At 45.9% G+C, this 19,358-nt stretch carries 16 protein-coding genes and 1 riboswitch; of the genes, 6 read left to right on the forward strand and 10 right to left on the reverse strand.

What is annotated here, in order from left to right; genetic code table 11:
• Window positions 1–2: 2 nt before the first annotated feature.
• Window positions 3–992 (reverse strand): acrylyl-CoA reductase (NADPH), encoded by a 990-nt coding sequence (gene acuI / locus ABUE20_RS03235; RefSeq protein WP_408618395.1) that lies wholly within the window; start codon window positions 990–992, stop codon window positions 3–5.
• Between the two features lie 451 nt (window positions 993–1,443).
• On the opposite strand from acuI, the gene ABUE20_RS03240 reads away from it, so the two are divergent.
• The 5 genes from ABUE20_RS03240 (at window position 1,444) to murQ (ending at window position 7,124) form a co-directional block, all read left to right on the forward strand.
• Window positions 1,444–2,295, forward strand: coding sequence for an NAD(P)-dependent oxidoreductase (locus ABUE20_RS03240; RefSeq protein ID WP_408618396.1), 852 nt, complete (start codon window positions 1,444–1,446; stop codon window positions 2,293–2,295).
• A 103-nt stretch (window positions 2,296–2,398) separates the two neighbouring features.
• Complete coding sequence (locus tag ABUE20_RS03245; RefSeq protein WP_408618397.1) at window positions 2,399–3,145, forward strand: MipA/OmpV family protein; 747 nt, start codon at window positions 2,399–2,401, stop codon at window positions 3,143–3,145.
• 649 nt (window positions 3,146–3,794) lie between these two features.
• On the forward strand, window positions 3,795–4,937 hold the full coding sequence (gene bglB / locus ABUE20_RS03250) for a beta-galactosidase BglB (RefSeq protein WP_408618398.1): 1,143 nt from the start codon (window positions 3,795–3,797) through the stop codon (window positions 4,935–4,937).
• A gap of 92 nt (window positions 4,938–5,029) precedes the next feature.
• Entirely contained in the window at window positions 5,030–6,145 is a 1,116-nt protein-coding gene (locus ABUE20_RS03255; protein WP_408618399.1) for an anhydro-N-acetylmuramic acid kinase, read from the forward strand.
• 46 nt (window positions 6,146–6,191) lie between these two features.
• Complete coding sequence (gene murQ, locus ABUE20_RS03260; RefSeq protein WP_408618400.1) at window positions 6,192–7,124, forward strand: N-acetylmuramic acid 6-phosphate etherase; 933 nt, start codon at window positions 6,192–6,194, stop codon at window positions 7,122–7,124.
• Window positions 7,125–7,214: 90 nt separating this feature from the next.
• On the opposite strand, the gene ABUE20_RS03265 is transcribed toward murQ, so the two are convergent.
• The gene (locus ABUE20_RS03265) at window positions 7,215–8,222 is read right to left on the reverse strand and encodes an adenosine deaminase (protein ID WP_408618521.1); all 1,008 of its coding nucleotides are present in this window, start codon (window positions 8,220–8,222) and stop codon (window positions 7,215–7,217) included.
• A gap of 105 nt (window positions 8,223–8,327) precedes the next feature.
• Window positions 8,328–8,427, reverse strand: a riboswitch (purine riboswitch).
• A 395-nt stretch (window positions 8,428–8,822) separates the two neighbouring features.
• Here ABUE20_RS03265 and ABUE20_RS03270 point away from each other — a divergent pair.
• Window positions 8,823–9,287, forward strand: coding sequence for an arsenate-mycothiol transferase ArsC (locus ABUE20_RS03270; protein WP_408618401.1), 465 nt, complete (start codon window positions 8,823–8,825; stop codon window positions 9,285–9,287).
• A gap of 44 nt (window positions 9,288–9,331) precedes the next feature.
• Here ABUE20_RS03270 and rraB read toward each other — a convergent pair whose 3' ends face one another.
• The 8 genes from rraB to nudF all read right to left on the reverse strand — a co-directional run bounded on the left by rraB (window position 9,332) and on the right by nudF (window position 19,154).
• Complete coding sequence (gene rraB, locus ABUE20_RS03275) at window positions 9,332–9,709, reverse strand: ribonuclease E inhibitor RraB (RefSeq protein WP_408618522.1); 378 nt, start codon at window positions 9,707–9,709, stop codon at window positions 9,332–9,334.
• Window positions 9,710–9,938: 229 nt separating this feature from the next.
• Window positions 9,939–12,221, reverse strand: a complete 2,283-nt coding sequence (parC, locus tag ABUE20_RS03280; RefSeq protein WP_408618402.1) for a DNA topoisomerase IV subunit A — start codon at window positions 12,219–12,221, stop codon at window positions 9,939–9,941.
• Between the two features lie 55 nt (window positions 12,222–12,276).
• Entirely contained in the window at window positions 12,277–14,658 is a 2,382-nt protein-coding gene (locus tag ABUE20_RS03285; protein WP_408618403.1) for a putative bifunctional diguanylate cyclase/phosphodiesterase, read from the reverse strand.
• Between the two features lie 12 nt (window positions 14,659–14,670).
• Window positions 14,671–16,563, reverse strand: coding sequence for a DNA topoisomerase IV subunit B (gene parE / locus ABUE20_RS03290; RefSeq protein ID WP_408618404.1), 1,893 nt, complete (start codon window positions 16,561–16,563; stop codon window positions 14,671–14,673).
• Window positions 16,564–16,570: 7 nt separating this feature from the next.
• Window positions 16,571–17,152 carry a YqiA/YcfP family alpha/beta fold hydrolase gene (locus ABUE20_RS03295; protein WP_408618405.1) on the reverse strand — a complete coding sequence of 194 codons (582 nt, stop codon included), beginning with the start codon at window positions 17,150–17,152 and terminating at the stop codon, window positions 16,571–16,573.
• Between the two features lie 12 nt (window positions 17,153–17,164).
• Complete coding sequence (gene cpdA, locus ABUE20_RS03300; RefSeq protein ID WP_408618406.1) at window positions 17,165–17,992, reverse strand: 3',5'-cyclic-AMP phosphodiesterase; 828 nt, start codon at window positions 17,990–17,992, stop codon at window positions 17,165–17,167.
• Between the two features lie 45 nt (window positions 17,993–18,037).
• On the reverse strand, window positions 18,038–18,499 hold the full coding sequence (locus tag ABUE20_RS03305) for a DUF1249 domain-containing protein (RefSeq protein ID WP_408618407.1): 462 nt from the start codon (window positions 18,497–18,499) through the stop codon (window positions 18,038–18,040).
• 13 nt (window positions 18,500–18,512) lie between these two features.
• A complete protein-coding gene (nudF, locus tag ABUE20_RS03310; RefSeq protein WP_408618408.1) occupies window positions 18,513–19,154 on the reverse strand; it encodes an ADP-ribose diphosphatase in 642 nt (213 codons plus the stop codon).
• Window positions 19,155–19,358: the final 204 nt, after the last annotated feature.

A 19,358-nucleotide genomic window follows, 5' to 3' on the forward strand; every position in this document is an offset into this window, starting at 1 on the left:
AGCTAGTTAACTGAACTTAAATCCACAACTAACCGCCCCTGAACCTGCCCATCCAAGAGTGCATAGGCTTGTTCAATACACTGTTCAAAAGTAATTTGAGTGCTGATGGCATCAATCATTGCCGGATCGACCAATTGAGCGATCCGCTCCCAAGCGTCACGACGTTTTTCCAAAGGACACATCACACTATCAATACCGCATAGCGTAATCCCCCGTAAAATAAACGGTGCAACTGTCGCTGGAAAATCCATCCCTTGCGCCAACCCACAAGCCGCGACAGCCCCTCCATATTGCGTTCCTGCGCACACATTGGCCAACGTATAACTTCCCACCGAATCAATCGCCCCAGCCCAGAGCTCTTTGCCTAACGGACGTCCTTTTTCTGACAGGCTTTGACGATCGATCACCTCACTGGCCCCCAATTGTCGCAATCGATCAGCGGCTTCCAAACGCCCGGTCGAAGCGGTCACCTGAAATCCCAATTTAGCCAAAAAGGCAATGGCAAAGCTTCCGACTCCCCCATTAGCCCCGGTTACCAGTATGGGCCCCGATGCCGGTGTCACGCCCTGTTTTTCTAGCGCCATCACCGCTAACATGGCGGTATATCCAGCCGTCCCTACCGCCATCACATCATACTCAGACAAACCTTGCGGAAGCGGTAACAACCAATCACCACAAACCTTGGCCTTTTGCGCCAATCCACCCCAATGTTTTTCCCCCAAGCCCCAACCGTTGATAAAAACTTTCTGGCCAACTTGAAAATCGGGGTGCTCGCTATTTTCAACCGTTCCGGCAAAATCGATGCCTGGAACCATCGGGAAACGCCGAACGACCGGTGAACGACCACTGATCGCTAAACCATCTTTAAAATTAAGTGATGAATAAGCGACCGAAACGGTTACATCACCTTCAAAAAAGGCATCTTCATCCAACTCACGTACTGAGACCTGATACTGCTCATCAACTTTATCAACTAAAAGTGCTTTAAACATCATCGCTCCAACTTTATCGGTGAAATAATCATCATTCTATCGTGAATTTAGACCGATCGTCTATAAATACTCACACATTGACCTGTTCCCTGTTAGAGCGCGGATCTTTCGTGATTTTTTGCCCCTTTGAATCATGAATCTCCATTTGTGTAACCAATGAATGTTCACAAACCACGTTGCGCTCAAAACGCATTTTATTTAAACACAATTCAACGCTGAAGAATGAATGATCCGATGTTTCACTACCGCCTAAGGGAATACGCTTACACCCCAATTCTCTGAATAAAAAAATCCAATTCGGGCCACAAGCATTTCCAGCCCCCTATAACTTTGCTAGATTGTTCGTATACGATTTGTACAAGCTATCGATGCTCTGAAATATTTATTCTGGATATAAACGATACGGTGCCGCTAACGGCTGATTCAATAATCTTTGCACCAGGGAGAGACGATGTACAAAATAGCATTTCTGGGTTTAGGGGCGATGGGTGAACGCATGGCGTCTCACCTGTTGGCGGCAGGATACCCACTGACCGTTTATAATCGAACAGCCAGTCGAACTGATGCATTAGTCGCCCAAGGTGCTATCGCTGCGGCAACACCTAAAGCGGCAGTCAGTGATGCCGATGTGGTCATTTCAATTGTACGAGATGATGAAGCCTCCCGAGACATTTGGCTGGATCCCCAAACAGGGGCTCTAGCGGGAATGAAAGACGGTGCTCTGGCCATTGAAAGTTCAACCTTATCAGTAGATGGGATCAAATTTTTAGCGAAACAGGCCCAACTACAGCATATTGATTTTTTAGAAGCCCCGGTTTCAGGTTCTCGTCCCCAAGCCGAAAACGGCTCACTGATTTTTTTAGTCGGCGGACATCCGGATTTATTAGAACGTTGTCGTCCGGTCTTACAATGTATGGGAGCAACAATTCAACATACTGGAACGATTGGCTGTGGCGCTTTAGCCAAACTTTGTACCAATACCCTCATGGGGATCCAGGTAGCGGCCATCGCTGAACTTATCGGAATGCTACGCCAGCAACACGTCGATCCAGATAAAATAATGCAAGCCGTCGCCAATACAGCCGTTTGGAGTCCCATTGCGGATCGCAATTTATCATTAATGTTGCAACATCAAACCGCCCCTTTGTTTCCGATTGAATTAATCGAAAAAGATCTACGTTACACATTATCGGCAATGGCCCAACCATCACCCGTTATTCAAGCCTCCCAACAACTGTTCTATAAAGGGATTAAAATGAACATGGGATTACAAAATATGACAGCTATTGCGGAACTATTTTGAGTATATTATATTCAAATCTATTTATACTATAACGATTACCAATCGACTGATTATAAATAAATATTGTTCTGCTACTCGCCTATTATTATGAATAAGGAACATCATGAATATAAAAGCTGTTGGTATTATTTTATCTGTTTCATTATGCTCATCAGCCCCTATTATGGCAGCAGATCTTTCATTGGGTCTAATGGGAGGAACGAATTCTTCTCCTTATAAAGGTGTTGATTCTAAAGGTTTTGTCATGCCGCTCATCTCGGCCGACTCCCAATACTTATATCTGCATACCACGCAAGGAGGGATTCATCTTTATCGTCCCAATCAGCAATTTCAGATCAATCTCTTTGCCGAATATTCAGGAACTGAATTCAAACCTCACGATAGTGATAATCATCAGATGCGGCTACTCGATCACCGCAAACCCTCTGTTTATAGCGGGTTAGGAATCACATTCAATACTGGGGCCGGCAGGATGCAAGCCTCTGTTATGTATGATGTGTTCAGCCACAGTAACGGATGGATTAGCAAAATCGGCTATGCATACCCAATCCAGCAGGGGGCACTGACACTAATCCCAAGCCTTTCGGTACAATATAATAGTAAACATCAAAACCAATACTATTATGGTATCTCTTCCGGTGAAGCAACTCGCAGTGGATTATCCAGTTATCAAGCTGATGGGGGCTTATTCCCAACGATCGGCCTGACGGCCCGCTATCATATCACGCAAAACTGGATTGCTCAGCTCAACGGTCAATACACTTTTTATAATAATGATATTACCGACAGTCCCATGGTGGACTCAGACTATGCGCTCTCTGCCAGCGCCGGAATTATGTATCATTTTTAAATTTATTAACGGCTCACTACGCAGGTTTTGGATGTCAGACTTATCTCAGTCAATATGAGGAACCTGCGTAGGATTATATGCATCAGCTGACAGAGCTCACCATCGATTCTATCCAACCTAAACGATCCTTTATTTCTGAAAATTTCCACTGATATTTCTGATATGACCCAACAAATAAATAACTTTGTTATATTGCATCATTTAGGATCCTGAAGATTAATAATGATTATTTATAATAATTTTATTAATAGTCGTAAAAATGTCATATATAAACGATGCAGGATTGACTATATGCCTCATATAAATTTATAGGCTACAGATTCTTATCATTTACCAAATACGAACGATGTGTCCAATACCAATATCGGCATACCGCATGCTGCCCACTCTCGCAGATCCTGTTTAATACCACATTTTTCAATAGCCTATCCCCCTCGCAAGCATTTTGTAATGGGTTTTCTTTCTATCCGAAAAAATAGAGCGGATCTCAGTTATGTTTTGCTATCAGTGATATATGAATGAAAACATCAGGTCATGGCAGTGCTAACGGTCCATCAGCCCAAAGACCAATAGCCCCCTGATGCATGGCTCTACTCGAATATTTCCAAACACGACCCAAGAAATATTCACATTATCTGTTGAGGTATTTATGACAATCTATCCCGTTCAACACAGTGCTCTGCTTCGCCAGACCTCTCATCCATTTAGCCGGGAAGTTCTGGAACAAACCGTTCAACAACTCATCGAAAATCTGGTACATATTCGTGATAACGAGGGCGAATTTTTGCTACATCTCGATGATGGGCGCACAATCGATACCAAAAGCTGGTTAGGTTGGGAATGGACGCATGGCATTGGATTGTATGGCATGTATCAATATTACCGACAAACTGCGGATGAAAAAGTTTTGATGCAGATCGATCATTGGTTTGAGCATCAGTTTAGCCAAGAATCAGTCACTAAAAACGTCAATACCGTCTGCCCTTTTTTAACCCTGGCCTATCGTTATCAGGAGACTCAGAGCCCCATATACCGCAGTTATCTAGAATGTTGGGCCGATTATGTTATGCATCAGATGCCCAGAACTCAAGGCGGCGCACTGCAGCATATCACCTATACGGATGAACATGCCCAACAGCTATGGGATGATACGTTGATGATGAGTGCCCTGCCTCTGGCTAAAATGGGACAGGTTTTACAACGGCCCGATTACATCGAAGAAGCCAAATATCAATTTCTCATTCATGCCCAATATCTCATGGATGCAGAAACCGGATTATGGTTTCACGGTTGGAACTTTGAAGGGCATCATCACTTTGCCAAAGCCCGCTGGGCCAGAGGCAACAGTTGGATCACCATCGCGATCCCGGAATTACTGGAGCTGCTGGATTTATCGCATCAAGATCCCTTTTTCCGCCATCTACAGCAGTTATTACAGCAACAAGTCCGAACACTCATTCATTGTCAGGATCCAAGTGGCCTGTGGCATACCTTACTCGATGATCCAGACAGCTATCTAGAAACATCAGCCACCGCAGGCTTTGCCTATGGCATTCTAAAAGCCGTACGCAAAAATTATCTGGATCGAGAGTATGCCGGTCCGGCCCGACGCGCGGTAGAAGCGCTGGTCAGCCGTTATATCAACCCAGAAGGAGAACTGCTTAATGTTTCCTTTGGCACCGCCATGGGAAATGATCTGGATTACTACCGGAATATACCATTGACGTCCATGCCCTATGGTCAAGCCATGGCTATTTTATGCTTGAGTGAATACCGCTATACCTATCTGTAACGGCCATTCACATTCAGATCACAAACCACATAAGTTGGTAAGTTCAGCGATGAATCGTTAAGATAGTTCATCGATTATGATCGGTTCTTATTATGGATCACAGCAGCACGTCAGAGATTTATTTAGGGATGATGTCGGGGACCAGTCTGGATGGTATCGATGTCGTCGCCGTGGATTTTCGTGACCATCCACCCCGACTCCTGGGCCATTATCATGGGGAAATGCCTCCCCAGCTTCGCCACCAGCTCTATCAGATTGCACTGGATCAGCCCCTGCCGGTCAGCCAACTGGGAGCCGTCACCACCGAGCTTGCTGAGCAATATGCAAGCTGTACCAACACCCTTTGCCAAAGGCTGAAACTCCCGGTTGCACACATTCAGGCTCTGGGCTGTCACGGACAAACAGTATTTCATCAACCTTCAGGTGAGCACCCATTTAGTCTACAACTGAATAACCCCAGCCTGATTGCAGCAAAAACCGGTATCACAACCGTAGCCGACTTTCGCAGTAAAGATCTGGCGTTGCATGGTCAGGGAGCGCCACTGGTTCCAGCTTTTCATCAGGCGTTGTTTGCCGACTCACAGCAAACGACAATCGTGTTGAATATCGGAGGCATTGCTAATATTTCCGTGCTGCAACCGGGCCAGCCAACCCTCGGTTATGACACCGGCCCCGGCAATATGCTCATGGATAGTTGGATCCAACACCATCTGGCTCAGCCCTTTGATCAGGATGGCCAATGGGCAGCCAGTGGACAGACTCTACCCCATTTGCTCACGCAGCTTCTGGCAACACCTTATTTGGCTTTGCCACCGCCCAAGAGCACTGGTCGAGAACTCTTTCATCTGGACTGGTTGCGCCAATATTTAACCGGTCAGGAATCGGCTGCTGATGTGCAAGCGACCTTACTGGCCTTTACCGCCATCAGTATTACCCACGAAGTTGATCGCTACGCTTGTGGGCGTTTGCTCGTCTGCGGCGGCGGCGCGCATAATCGGGCCTTAATGGAACAGCTACAACAGCAACTTCCCAACTGGAAAGTCCAGAGCACCGATCAGGTCGGGATCAGTGCCGATATGATGGAAGCGATGGCCTTCGCCTGGCTGGCCCGGCAAACCATGCTCCACCGTCCGGGGAATCTGACCGATGTCACCGGAGCCAGTCGACCGGCTATTTTAGGTGGCATCTTTTTAGCGGATCCTTTATAGCGCTGCCACTTACTCGTATTAATCACTGACAGGAAACACTGACCTCATGGATCAATCGCAACTTATCGCCGAACTGGCCCAGCTAACCTCCGAGGCTCGCAATCCGGATTCCATGCATATCGATCAGGCTGATAGTCTATCGATTGTTACTCTGATGAATCATCAGGATCAGCTGGTGGCTCAAGCCGTCCATCAGGAACTCCCCGAGATCGCCCGAGCCGTCGATGCGATCACCGCTGCATTTCGTCAGCAGGGGCGGCTTATTTATATCGGTGCCGGAACCAGTGGTCGTCTGGGCGTGCTCGATGCCAGTGAATGTCCACCTACGTTTGGTAGCGAACCACAGCAGGTACAGGGACTCATAGCCGGTGGAAAAGACGCGATGTTTATCGCTCAGGAAGGCGCTGAAGATAATGCACAGCTGGGTGCTGATGATTTACGCAAACAGCAACTCACCTCTCATGATGTGGTCGTTGGAATTGCAGCCAGCGGCCGTACACCTTATGTCATGGGGGCACTGCACTATGCCCAGCAGATCGGCGCTACCACGGTTGCTCTGAGTTGTAATCCCAAGGCTCCGATCAATCAACAGGCAGATATCGTGATTGCGCCAAAGGTCGGCCCGGAAGTCCTAACCGGTTCAACTCGGCTAAAGTCCGGAACGGCACAAAAAATGGTCCTCAACATGCTCAGCACCGCCAGCATGATCCAAATTGGCAAAAGTTATCAGAATCTGATGGTGGATTTAAAAGCCACCAATCAGAAACTCAAAGCCCGAGCCTTACGCATCATCATGCAGGCCTGCCCATGTGAGGCTGCTCATGCCGAGAGACTACTTGAGCAAGCTCAAGGCAATGTCAAATGTGCCATTTTGATCGATAAGACTCAGCTCTCCTATCAGGAAGCCGAAGCGTTGCTCAAGCAAAACCAAGGCCATCTACAGCAGGCTATCGATCAAGCACTCCTCAGCAGACGCTAAATAATGTCTAATACTGGGGCTCTACCGCGTCATCTCTGATGCGGTGAGTCGGCTTATCACACGAATCTCTATGGCTGGGGTGAAGCACAATTAGGAACACCTATTGAGATAATCGGTCACTAACTGGCTGTATTTCTGTTTCAGTTGCTGATCGATAAAGCTGGCTTCAATCGCATTCAAGCTCAACTGTGCCGCCTGAGCTTTGCTCATTGGCAACGCTTCGGCCACCGCTAAAAAGTTATCGGTCATGTAACCCCCAAAATAGGCAGGATCATCTGCATTAATGGTCACGCATAACCCTTGGTCTAAGAGCTGCATCAAATTATGCTGATCCATCGTTTCGAACACTTTCAGTTTAATATTCGAAAGTGGACAAACCGTTAAAGGCATTCGACTCAACGAAAGCTGCTCCACCAAGGCTGGATCATCCACACAGCGAACGCCGTGATCGACCCGAGACACTCCTAGCAACTCAATCGCATTTTTGATATTTTGCGAAGGACCTTCTTCACCGGCATGTGCCACCGTTTTTAAGCCCATGGCCTGTGCCCGCGCGAATACCCGTTCAAATTTTTCAGGCGGATGTCCCAGCTCTGATGAATCGAGCCCTACGGCTACAATTTTATCCAGATGCGACTCCGCCATTTGTAAAGTGGCAAAAGCACTTTCTTCATCCAAATGCCGCAGAAAACACATGATTAATTGACTGGTGATCCCAAGTTCTTGCTCTCCCTGAGCCAGAGCCCGACAGATCCCATGAATGACCGTATCAAATGCAATTCCTCGTTCGGTATGTGTTTGCGGATCAAAAAAGATTTCCGTGTGCAACACCCGGTCCTGCTGGCAACGCAATAAATAAGCCCAGGTCAAATCATAAAAGTCCTGTTCATGGAGCAGAACACGAGCCCCCTGATAGTAAATATCCAGAAACGACTGCAGATTGCTAAACTGATAGGCTTCACGAACTTCTTCAGGACTAGAAAATGGAATGGCGACCTGATTGCGCTGAGCCAATTCAAACATCAACTCCGGCTCTAGGCTCCCTTCAATATGTAAATGCAGTTCAACTTTGGGCAAATTGTGAATAAAACGCTTCATCATTTATCCTTCTTCAGGTACGCGACCACGAATGGCTCAATTATGTTTTCAGAAAGAAGCAGGCCATGACTCAGAGAAAGTAAAACGATCCATACAAAGAGAAAAGCCCGCTGCTTTACTCCTCGTAATCAGAATTTTGCGGATCCTGGTAGAGACCCCCATACCATATTAATGGGGTTATACGAAGGCAATGAAATAACCCATACCATGAGTTATGGCTGTCATCGTTCCAGAACCATTATGAAATTGCAAGATAAAATTCCCACTCCTACACGAACTCATTCCCCTGTTATTGATAGGGTCTTTTAGGCACATAGTTTGAATGACTGTATACAGAAGCTTTTTAACCAAGGTTGTATTGCATTTTAATGATTGAATTTCAGTCACTTTTGACAAGGTGGACGATATCCACCCGACAAACAACGGAGAACCGATGTAGAGCACATCGATTCGATATGCTCATTCTTAGTGCATTTGAGGTAGCCAATCCGCGCCTTCTCCTCAAAAACAAGAACGACACCAAACACACATGCAGAAACATAAAATTCATATTCTTTTGTTATGTTCAACTATTCCGCTTTTTTCGAAGAGGCCGACGCTATGAAACAAGTCCTGTTCCTGTGTACCGGGAATTATTACCGCAGCCGCTTAGCGGAAGAATATTTTAACTATTGGGCTGCTCGGTTGAATCTCCCCTATCGAGCCAGCTCCCGAGCTTTACTGCAGGATCTGAGTCATACCGGAAACAAAGGCACCATCGCAGCTCATGTCCGCAATATTCTCGATCATCTAGCGATTACCGGACGAGCCATTGAACGCGCTCCGAAGTCGGTAACCTATGAAGAACTTGAACAAAGTGATTATATTTTTGCCATGGATCAACGTGAACATCAACCCTTGGTCGATGCGTATTATCCGGAGTTTAAAATGAAATTCCGCTATTTCTCTATTGGTGATGACGATATTGAGCCTGTTGCTATAGCAACGGAACGACTCATGAATCAGCTGGATTTATGGATTGCCCGCTTGTGCGAAGAGCATCCGGAAAGTAAACATGCCTCATAACGCCGCGACAACGGCGTTATGAGTGATACGGGAATAAAGAACGGTTAATCCGATTCGGATTCAGGTTCTTCGTCATCCCCTTCATCCCCTTCAAAATAAGTGCCCCAGCCATCATAGAACACATGATCATTCGCAGCCAACGCCACTAACTCGGCAATATCTTCTTTAATCTGCTCAGCCGATAGCTCCATTTCGACAATGACATCAAAGCTCATGACTTTAGCCCCATCATCTAACTCGATTTCTTCAGCATCAGTGACTTCATACCCTGCTTTAAAGCAATCAACAGCCGCTTTTTCCAGTGCCTTAAAATCACGACTGGCAAAGTGATGCTCGATAGTATAGATGGCATCCGGATCACTCCCATCATCGAGTAATTCCTGAATAATGGCATCGGTTTCATCCTGCCACTGTTCGGTCATCTGTTGTTGTTGATCCACGAAAGACTCCTTACACTGAAAATATAAGATATTGGATTGATACCCACCAATCCGACTCCCATCACATAAATGATGACCGACTTTGAAGCCTAAGCATCTTACGGCAAGATCAATCATCGCTTACAGCATTCCAAACAAGATCCCGATGCCCAATCTCAAAGCTGCGTGCGAGTATACGCGTAGCCAGAAAACCGAACAAGCCTGAGAATGATCACGATGCTTGCGATCCATCTAACGCGGGTAATGCTTCAACTTCCACGCCATCAACCCGTTGCAGACCCCGCGGCAATTTATTTCCACGCCGCCCACGCTCACCTCGATAATGTTCCAGATCCGAAGGTTTCAATGTCAACTTGCGTTTACCCGCCCAGAGAGTCACCGAAGCCTCTTCCGGGATCACCAGCATAACTTTGACAAACTCTTCACGATTTTTCACCCGTGTCGAGGGGATACCAATAATTTTATTCCCTTTACCTTTAGACAGCTCTGGCAAGCTGGTAATCGGAAATACCAGCATCCGACCTTCATTTGAAATGGTCAAACACAGATCTGTTTCCATATGCATGATCGGTGCAGGTTCCAACACCTTGGCACCTTCGGGAACCGTCAATAGTGCCTTCCCATTGCGCTTTTTACTGACCATGTCACTAAATTGGCAAATAAATCCGTATCCAGCATCACTGCAAAGTAAAAACCGTTCTGATTCTTCAGCCATGATCACATGGCTAAAACTTTCGCCCGCCGCTAAATCAAAACGTCCGGTCAACGGTTCCCCTTGGCTACGAGCCGAAGGCAAAGTATGAGGCTCCAGAGCAAAACTCCGGCCACTACTATCAATAAATACGGCTGGCTGATTACTTTTACCCTGAGCACAGTTCAGATACTCATCGCCCGCTTTATAGCTCAGTCCTTTGCCGTCAATTTCATGGCCTTTAGCACTGCGGGCCCAGCCCATTTTAGAAAGCACAACCGTAATGGGTTCCGTCGGAACCAGATCCTTCTCTTTCAGAGCCTTCGCTTCGCTGCGTTCGACTAAGGGAGAGCGCCGCTCATCACCATAAGTTTGTGCATCAGCTAGGATCTCTTTTTTCATTAGCGTATTCAGCCGTTTATCCGAGCCTAACAATTTTTCCAGCTTGTCTCGTTCTGCCGATAACTCATCCTGTTCAGCACGGATTTTAATCTCTTCCAGTTTAGCCAACTGCCGCAACTTAATTTCCAGAATCGCTTCAGCTTGTTTTTCTGATAACTGAAAACGACTGATCAGTGCGGCTTTGGCATCATCTTCTGTGCGGATGATTTCAATTACTTCATCGATATTTAAAAATGCAATCAGCAACCCTTCAAGGATATGCAACCGAGCCAGCACTTTATCGAGCCGGTACTGTAAACGTCGCCGGATAATATCCCGACGAAATTCCAACCATTCACTGAGAATTTGCAGAATATTTTTGACCTGAGGCCGTCGATCCAACCCCAGCATATTCATATTGACTCGATAGTTTTTTTCCAGATCCGTCGAGGCAAACAGATGATCCATCAACATCTGGGTATCTACCCGATTGGAACGAGGAACAATCACAATACGAGTTGGATTTTCATGATCCGCCTCATCCCGTAAATCCACGACCATCGGCAGCTTTTTCGCCTGCATCTGACCGGCGATTTGCTCTAAAATTTTCGAGCCAGAAGCCTGATGTGGTAATGCCGTAATCACGATTTCGCCTTCTTCATCGTGATACACGGCCCGCATTTTTATCGATCCCCGCCCATGCTTATAGATCTTGGCAATCTCTTTAGCCGGGGTAATGATCTCAGCTTCCGTTGGATAATCCGGGCCTTTGATAAAAGTGAGCAGCTCATCGATACTGGCTTTGGGATTATCCAGCAGATAAGCACAGGCCGATGCCACTTCCCGCACGTTATGCGGTGGAATATCGGTTGCCATTCCCACCGCAATCCCCGTGATCCCATTGAGTAAGATGTGGGGCAATCGAGCCGGTAACATCAGCGGCTCACGCAGTGTCCCATCGAAATTAGGCCCCCATTCGACGGTTCCCTGACCTAATTCGCTCAGCAAAACTTCAGAAAATTTTGAAAGACGCGCTTCGGTATATCGCATGGCGGCAAATGATTTAGGATCATCTGGAGCCCCCCAGTTTCCCTGGCCATCGACCAATGGATAACGGTAGGTAAATGGCTGAGCCATCAATACCATTGCTTCATAACAAGCCGAATCACCATGTGGATGATATTTACCTAAAACATCCCCGACGGTACGGGCTGATTTTTTATATTTAGTCGTCGCCGAAAGCCCCAGCTCAGACATTGCATAAATAATACGCCGCTGAACCGGTTTTAATCCGTCACTGATGTGTGGCAGGGCCCGATCCATAATGACGTACATTGAATAGTTTAGATAGGCCTGCTCGGTAAAGACCCGTAATGGCTGGCGTTCTACACCATCAAGACTGAGATCAGCCATATCACTCATGCTGAATACCTTTTGTTAAATAAATAGAATTGCGACAACCGACTTGACTGACAAGCTACTCCGAACGCAGCGACAACACCTGAGCCGTACGCTGCATACTCCAAATCTGATTCGCGGGCAGGGGTTTGCCGATATAATATCCCTGAATAAAATCAATCCCTAACTCTTTTAATGAATCGGCTAATGGTTTTGATTCAACGAACTCGGCAATGGTCTGATATCCCATATCCTGCGCAATGGATGACAACGCCCGGACAAAATACCGGTTTTTGGAATTTTCCAGAATATCTCGTACAAAGGAACCATCGATTTTAATATAATCCAATGGTAGCTCGCGCAGGGAATGAAACGAAGAATAACCCACGCCAAAATCATCTAAGGCCATCGCACATCCCAATTGTTTTAATAACTGAATGTGTTCTTTCGCCTGCTCGATATTCGGCAATGCGGCTGTTTCAGTGATTTCAAAAATCACTTTATTCCCTGGAATTTTACGCTGCTCAAATTCACTCATAATCTGATTGATCATACTTCGGCTACAAAACGAACGCGCCGACAAGTTAATCGCGATCATATCATCAATGCCATGCTGTATATTCGTCGACAATTGCTCTAAAGCCCGCTGAATCACCCACAAATCGATCTGGCTAATATAACCGTTTTTCTCCGCCGCTAAGATCAGATCATAAGGAGAAACCAACTGATCATCTTCCGTCACGATCCGTAATAGCACTTCATAATGACGAATCACACCCGTTTGATTATCTAAAATAGGCTGGTAGTACAGCCGCATCTGTTGCCGTTCAATCGCATGTTGCGCCATATCCAGCCAATAGTGATTCTGCACAATCTCATTGCTCAGTTCATTCGACTGATACACCACAATACAATGCTTACCTTCTTTTTTAGCCTGAAACATGCAAATGTCCGCACGACTCATCAGTTCAAAAAAACTGGTTCCATGCTCAGGCGAAGCAACGATACCAATACTCACCGATGTCGAATGGATGGTGTGATAGCCCGCCAGTGAAATCTCACTCACCAGTTGGGTAATTCGTTCTGCCATCGCTTCTGCCGTTGCCAGATTCAAATCCAAAACAAATGCCGCAAACTGATCCCCGGCAATCCGGGCAATCACGGCCGATTCAGGCAAATAACCAATCAATGTATTAGCCACCTGAATCAACATTTCATCGCCACAGCCATGACCACTAATATCATTCACATACTTAAAATTATCTAAATCAATATTCAGCAAACACCCGGCTTGCTTCTGATTCAGATAATGAGTCAACCGCTGTTCAAAATGGCGGCGATTTGACAATTGCGTTAAATAATCATGATCGGCAATCCATTCCAGCTGATCAGCTCGGGAATGCAGTTGGTTTTCCAAATTTTCCAACTGATGTGAGAGCTGGATAGCCACTTCTCCCAGCTGATCGGTTTCATCAACCAACAACCGATGACGATTCTGACTGATCGCTTGTCGAAATTGCCGATGGTTGGATGTGGCCAACATTGGCAGCCCATTGGTCAATCGTCGAATCCGAAATAATGGCCCTTTTAATAAAGCGATCAGTAGTAACAAGGCCAGCAATAAAGACCCCACACCGTAAAAAATATTACTGCGGTTGGCCTCTTGAAAATGATGGATCAACCCTTCAATAGGGTTAAATTGAACATAGTAAACCGGCATTTCCGAGGTAGTATTGTCGATTTTAAAACTAGAGAGTTCATAAACATGCTCATCGGTAATCAATTCCCGCAAACCGGACTTAAGCTCTTCTGGAGTAATCTGATTCAGTAATTGTCCTTGCCGATTACTGATAACCGTACTGGAATAGAGCAACGCAACCTGTTTCGGATTCGGAATACCAATTAAGAAATGTTGATGAAACTGACTCGACTGATAACCATCAAACAAGGTCACCGCATCAATGCCATAGATAAGTTGATCCGAATATTTCGGCAGTTTCAGAATGATTTTAAAATACACATTGCAACGCTCCCGGCAATCCAGTAGCCAATTCTGATCCTCATGCTGGTTAAACCAATCTAAAATGCCAGTGAGCGAACGGGCTTTACGCGTCTCTGTTAACAACTTGCCTTGTGAATTGATCAGCAACAGATCCTGCAAGGGTAATCCTAAATCATCCTGGACCCGAAGCCGCAACATTCCGGCATACTGAACCCACTGCGGTTCAGGATAATCCCGATAAATAGCCTGAGTGAGTAATTTTAGCCGGGCGTGTACATCCTGATAATACTGACCGAATAAAACCTGTTGATGTTTAATAGTCTCGGAACGTTCAATTTCAAAAAAACTGCGAATGTTCATATAATTCAGGATAATCAACCCCGAAAATATAAAAAACAATAATCCCGACAGCAGAATCCCTGTCTTATTTAAAACGCCCACATAGACATTCTTAACCACATCAGGCTCCGCTTATACGAGGTCCACCGCCATATTTCCTTTTGACTCTAACCAGTCTCGGCGATCAGAGGAACGTTTTTTAGCCAATAACAAATCCATTAAATCCAGCGTATCCTGATAATCATCAATGGTCAGTTGCACTAAGCGACGGGTATTTGGATCCATCGTGGTTTCCCGCAGTTGGGGAGGATTCATTTCACCTAATCCTTTAAAACGCTGGATATTCACTTTGCCCCGTTTCTTACCCTGCTCTATTTTCGCCTGAATACTTTCTTTTTCGGCCTCATCCAGCGCGTAAAAGACTTCTTTACCCACGTCGATACGATACAACGGAGGCATCGCCACATAGATATGTCCCTGTTCCACTAGCGCTCGGAAATGCCGCACAAACAATGCGCATAACAGTGTAGCAATATGCAGGCCATCTGAATCAGCATCTGCCAGAATACAAATTTTGCCATACCGCAGTTTATCTAACTGCTGGCTGTCCGGATCGATCCCGATTGCCACTGAAATATCATGAATTTCCTGAGATCCCAGCACATCTCCGCCATCGACTTCCCATGTATTCAGAATTTTCCCGCGAAGTGGCATCACGGCCTGATATTCACGATCCCGAGCTTGTTTGGCACTGCCCCCCGCAGAATCCCCTTCAACCAGAAACAGCTCACCTCGCAAAGGTTCCTGAGTGGAACAATCCGTTAATTTTCCCGGAAGTGCCGGTCCGTTGGTTACTTTTTTCCGAATAACCTTTTTCCCGGCCCGTAACCGTCGCTGCGCATTGTTAATAAATAATTCGGCCAACTGCTCTGCTTCAGCAGTATTGGCATTCAACCACAAACTAAAGGCATCTTTAACCACACCACTGACAAATCCGGCACAATGTCGGGACGATAATCGCTCTTTGGTTTGCCCTGAAAACTGTGGATCCTGCATTTTCACCGACAAAATATAGCTACAACGTTCCCACACATCATCCGGACTGAGTTTCACATTGCGAGGCATCAGATTCCGGAATTCACAAAATTCCCGCATGGCTTCCAACAGTCCCTGCCGCAGTCCATTAACATGGGTTCCACCTAAAGGCGTCGGGATCAAGTTGACATAACTTTCATTCAAGCTATCTCCCCCTTCAGGTAACCAACTTAGAGCCCATTCAACCTGTTCAATGCCGTCACTTAACTGGCCAGTAAACGGAATAGCGGGCAGATTTTCCCACTGTTGTAACGCCTGCGTCAGATAATCCGATAAGCCATCGTCATAACACCACTCTTGCGTTTCATTTTTAACTTCGTCGATGAATTTGATTGAGAGCCCCGGACACAATACGGCCTTGGCTTTTAACAAATGCGCCAATTTCGAGGCTAGAAATTTAGGGGAATCAAAATAACTGACCTCTGGCCAGAAACGAACCGTCGTCCCAGTATTTCGTTTGCCGACACTTCCGACAACCGTCAGTTCCTGAGTTTTATCCCCCTGCTCAAAGGCCATCTGATAACGCTGACCATCTCGTTTCACTTCAACTTCAACCCGCCGTGAAAGCGCATTGACTACTGAAATTCCGACCCCATGTAAGCCACCAGAAAATTGGTAATTTTTATTAGAAAATTTGCCCCCGGCATGTAACCGAGTAAAAATAAGCTCGACCCCACTCACTTTTTGTTCAGGGTGAATATCAACAGGCATTCCCCGACCATCATCTTCGACCGAGAGCGATTGATCGGCATATAACGTCACCACAATATTCCGAGCATAACCCGCCAGCGCTTCATCAACACTGTTGTCGATGACTTCCTGAGCCAAGTGATTCGGACGATCGGTTTCAGTGTACATGCCCGGACGGCGTTTCACCGGATCCAAACCGCTTAAAACCTCAATCGCATCTGATGTATATTGATTGGTCATGATCTCTTTATTCTTTGTTATCTAATAAAAAACGAATCATCGCAGGAACATAACGATGAAAACCGCTAAACCCATGCTCACCGCCGCACTCGATCGTTCGACGAGCCTGAGGATGGGCCTGTAAAGCCTGCCGGAAATCGAGGACTTCATCTCCGGTCTGTAACATCAGCCAATGTCGGTGACTACTCTCTTGGGGGGATATCATCAGCTCAGCCAATTGCTGCAGATGGGTCGGTTGTAACCGATACCGCTCGGCAGTAAACGGATGAACCCGTTCGCCTAGCCAACCAGATAACCCGTCTAAATCAGATAATGGATTAATTAAAACAGCTGGAAGATGACTCTCTATTGCTGTCCGCGCGGCCAGTAATCCGCCCAAGGAGGCCCCAACAATGCCGATAAGCTGTCCTGAAAAACTATTTAGAATTTCTTGGATCTGTAACCACATCGGTTGAGGATAACAGGCAAGCTGGGGTAATAACAATTGAATATCCGGATCATGCGCGGCTAAATAACGCCTGATACACTGCCCTTTATAAGACGTCGATGAGCCTTCGAATCCATGAAGGAACAACAAATAACGCGACATCACGACTCCTAACTAATAGCCCTGCGATTGATTATCCGGTAAAAATCGTTGCCCTTCGATACGTTTGACTCGGGTGCTAATAGAACCATTACGATGCAATGTAAGGCACCGATATCCTGGTTGTTGCTGATCCAGAGCAAAATCTTTGGATAATGGAAGAAATTGAATACAGGTACTCGGAGAGGCGATAAATGCAATTCCCCCCTGCTGATATTCAAAATTCTGATGGATATGACCAAATAAAATGGCTTTAACCTGTGAATGCGCTTGAATAGCCTGATAAAAATGATCGCTGTTTTTCAGATTATGCTGATCCAACCACTGACATCCAATCGGACAACATTGATGATGCATCAGAATCAGAGCGTGTTTATTCGGATATTCATGCAACGCTTGCGTCAAAAAATCCAACTGAGAAGCAGCTAAATATCCATGCGGCTTCTCCGGAACCTGAGTATCCAGCAAAATAAGCTGCCAGTGATCGCTCACCAATTGCTTGGCCGAGCTAATTCCAGACTGCTCAAGCGTTTGCCACATCACCGGATTAAAGTCATGATTACCCGGCAGCCATAAAACAGGGCGCTGTAGACAAGCAATGCCTTCAGCAAATCGCTGATAAGAACGCTCACTATGATCCTGTGATAAATCACCGGTTGCCATAATCCAGTCAAACTCAGCCTGATCTTGTTGAATTTGGTCTAATACAGCTTTGAACGAGTCCAGTGTATTGATCCCCAATAACCCGGTTCCCCGACTGGCAAACAGGTGGGTATCCGTTATCTGGAGCAAACGCAAATCTCCCTGAGGATTCGCCTGAGCAATTATTTTTTCAAATTCCACGGTCGTATTCTGAATAAAGAGGCCAATAATCGATTGATTTAATATCTATTCAGTAGAAGCATCGACCGCAACCCGATGTACTAAACAGAAATGAAGCCAATCATACAAGAACAAATTTACCTGCTGCTTCTCATTTTGCTGATACATATGATGATTTGGGTAATCATAGCGTGGTTTCAGCCGAGAGATCTGCTGACTGGAACACACTTCAGCCAGTGCGGCATCATGATATAAACGAACCTCCATATGAGGTTCACTAATCCCAGGAAGATTATGCCGAAAATGCTGACGAATTGAAAACAAAGATGTGTAACGAGTCTGCTCTTTACAGGACAACTCCAGAGCAGCCATCGCATGCGGCTCCGTATGTCGGTTAGGACGCATAGTAATGCGTTCACCAACTTCCATATCAGTGGGGAACATCCGACAAAACATCAGATAGTTAGCCGCATAAACCTGCATCAGCTTATTGAGGTCAACTCGATATTTTTTCACCGCTGAATTCAATCCAAACTCCCGTTTATTGATCACCATTAAGCCAGCGTTGACGCAGTGGCTCAATGTGTAAAGCCAACCATTGTAACGCAATCAATGCCGCAGCGTTATCAATTCGGCCGCTTTCTATAAGTGACATCGCATCACATCGATCTAATACATGCACCAAAATATCTTCATTTTCACTGGCTAAACCGTGAATTCCCCCAGCCTGACTGGCATCGACTTGTGCGATATAAAGATGAATACGCTCGGTCATGCCCCCCGCACTCGGGTAGTAACTATATAGTTTTTCAACACGACCTAATCGGATCCCGGCTTCTTCACCTGCTTCGCGGCGAGCCACCGCCTCAGGATCTTCGCCTTCTTTGTCCAGCATACCGGCGACCAACTCCAGTTGCCAGGGAGATGAGGCCGTAGGATAAGCGCCTACCCGGAATTGCTCGACCATCACCACTTGATCCAATTTAGGATCATAGAGTAGCACCGCCGCTGCATGGCCTCGTTCCAAAACTTCTCTAGAAAACCAATCACTCCATCCGCCTGCAAATAGTTTATGACGAATTTGATAACCATGTAAGGTAAAAAAACCCTGATAAAGATTATCAATTTGGCGAACTTCAACATCGTTACGATCAAACTCTGATTTTTCAGACATTTTACTCATATATAAACCTCAAATCACTCTGACTCATTGCTTCAAAAAAACGCTTTGTCACTGATAAACAAACAGAATCTGGAAATCTGTTCGTAAAGATTGCAATTGCTCAAGCCAGAAATATTGCGTAATATAACCGTCTAGAGTCACTGGATACTTTTGCAAAAATCCGCATACTTTGATGTGTAGACTCCCTAAACGGGCAAAAAGGAA

This window comes from Celerinatantimonas marina, from assembly GCF_046054165.1.
Taxonomy (GTDB): domain Bacteria; phylum Pseudomonadota; class Gammaproteobacteria; order Enterobacterales; family Celerinatantimonadaceae; genus Celerinatantimonas.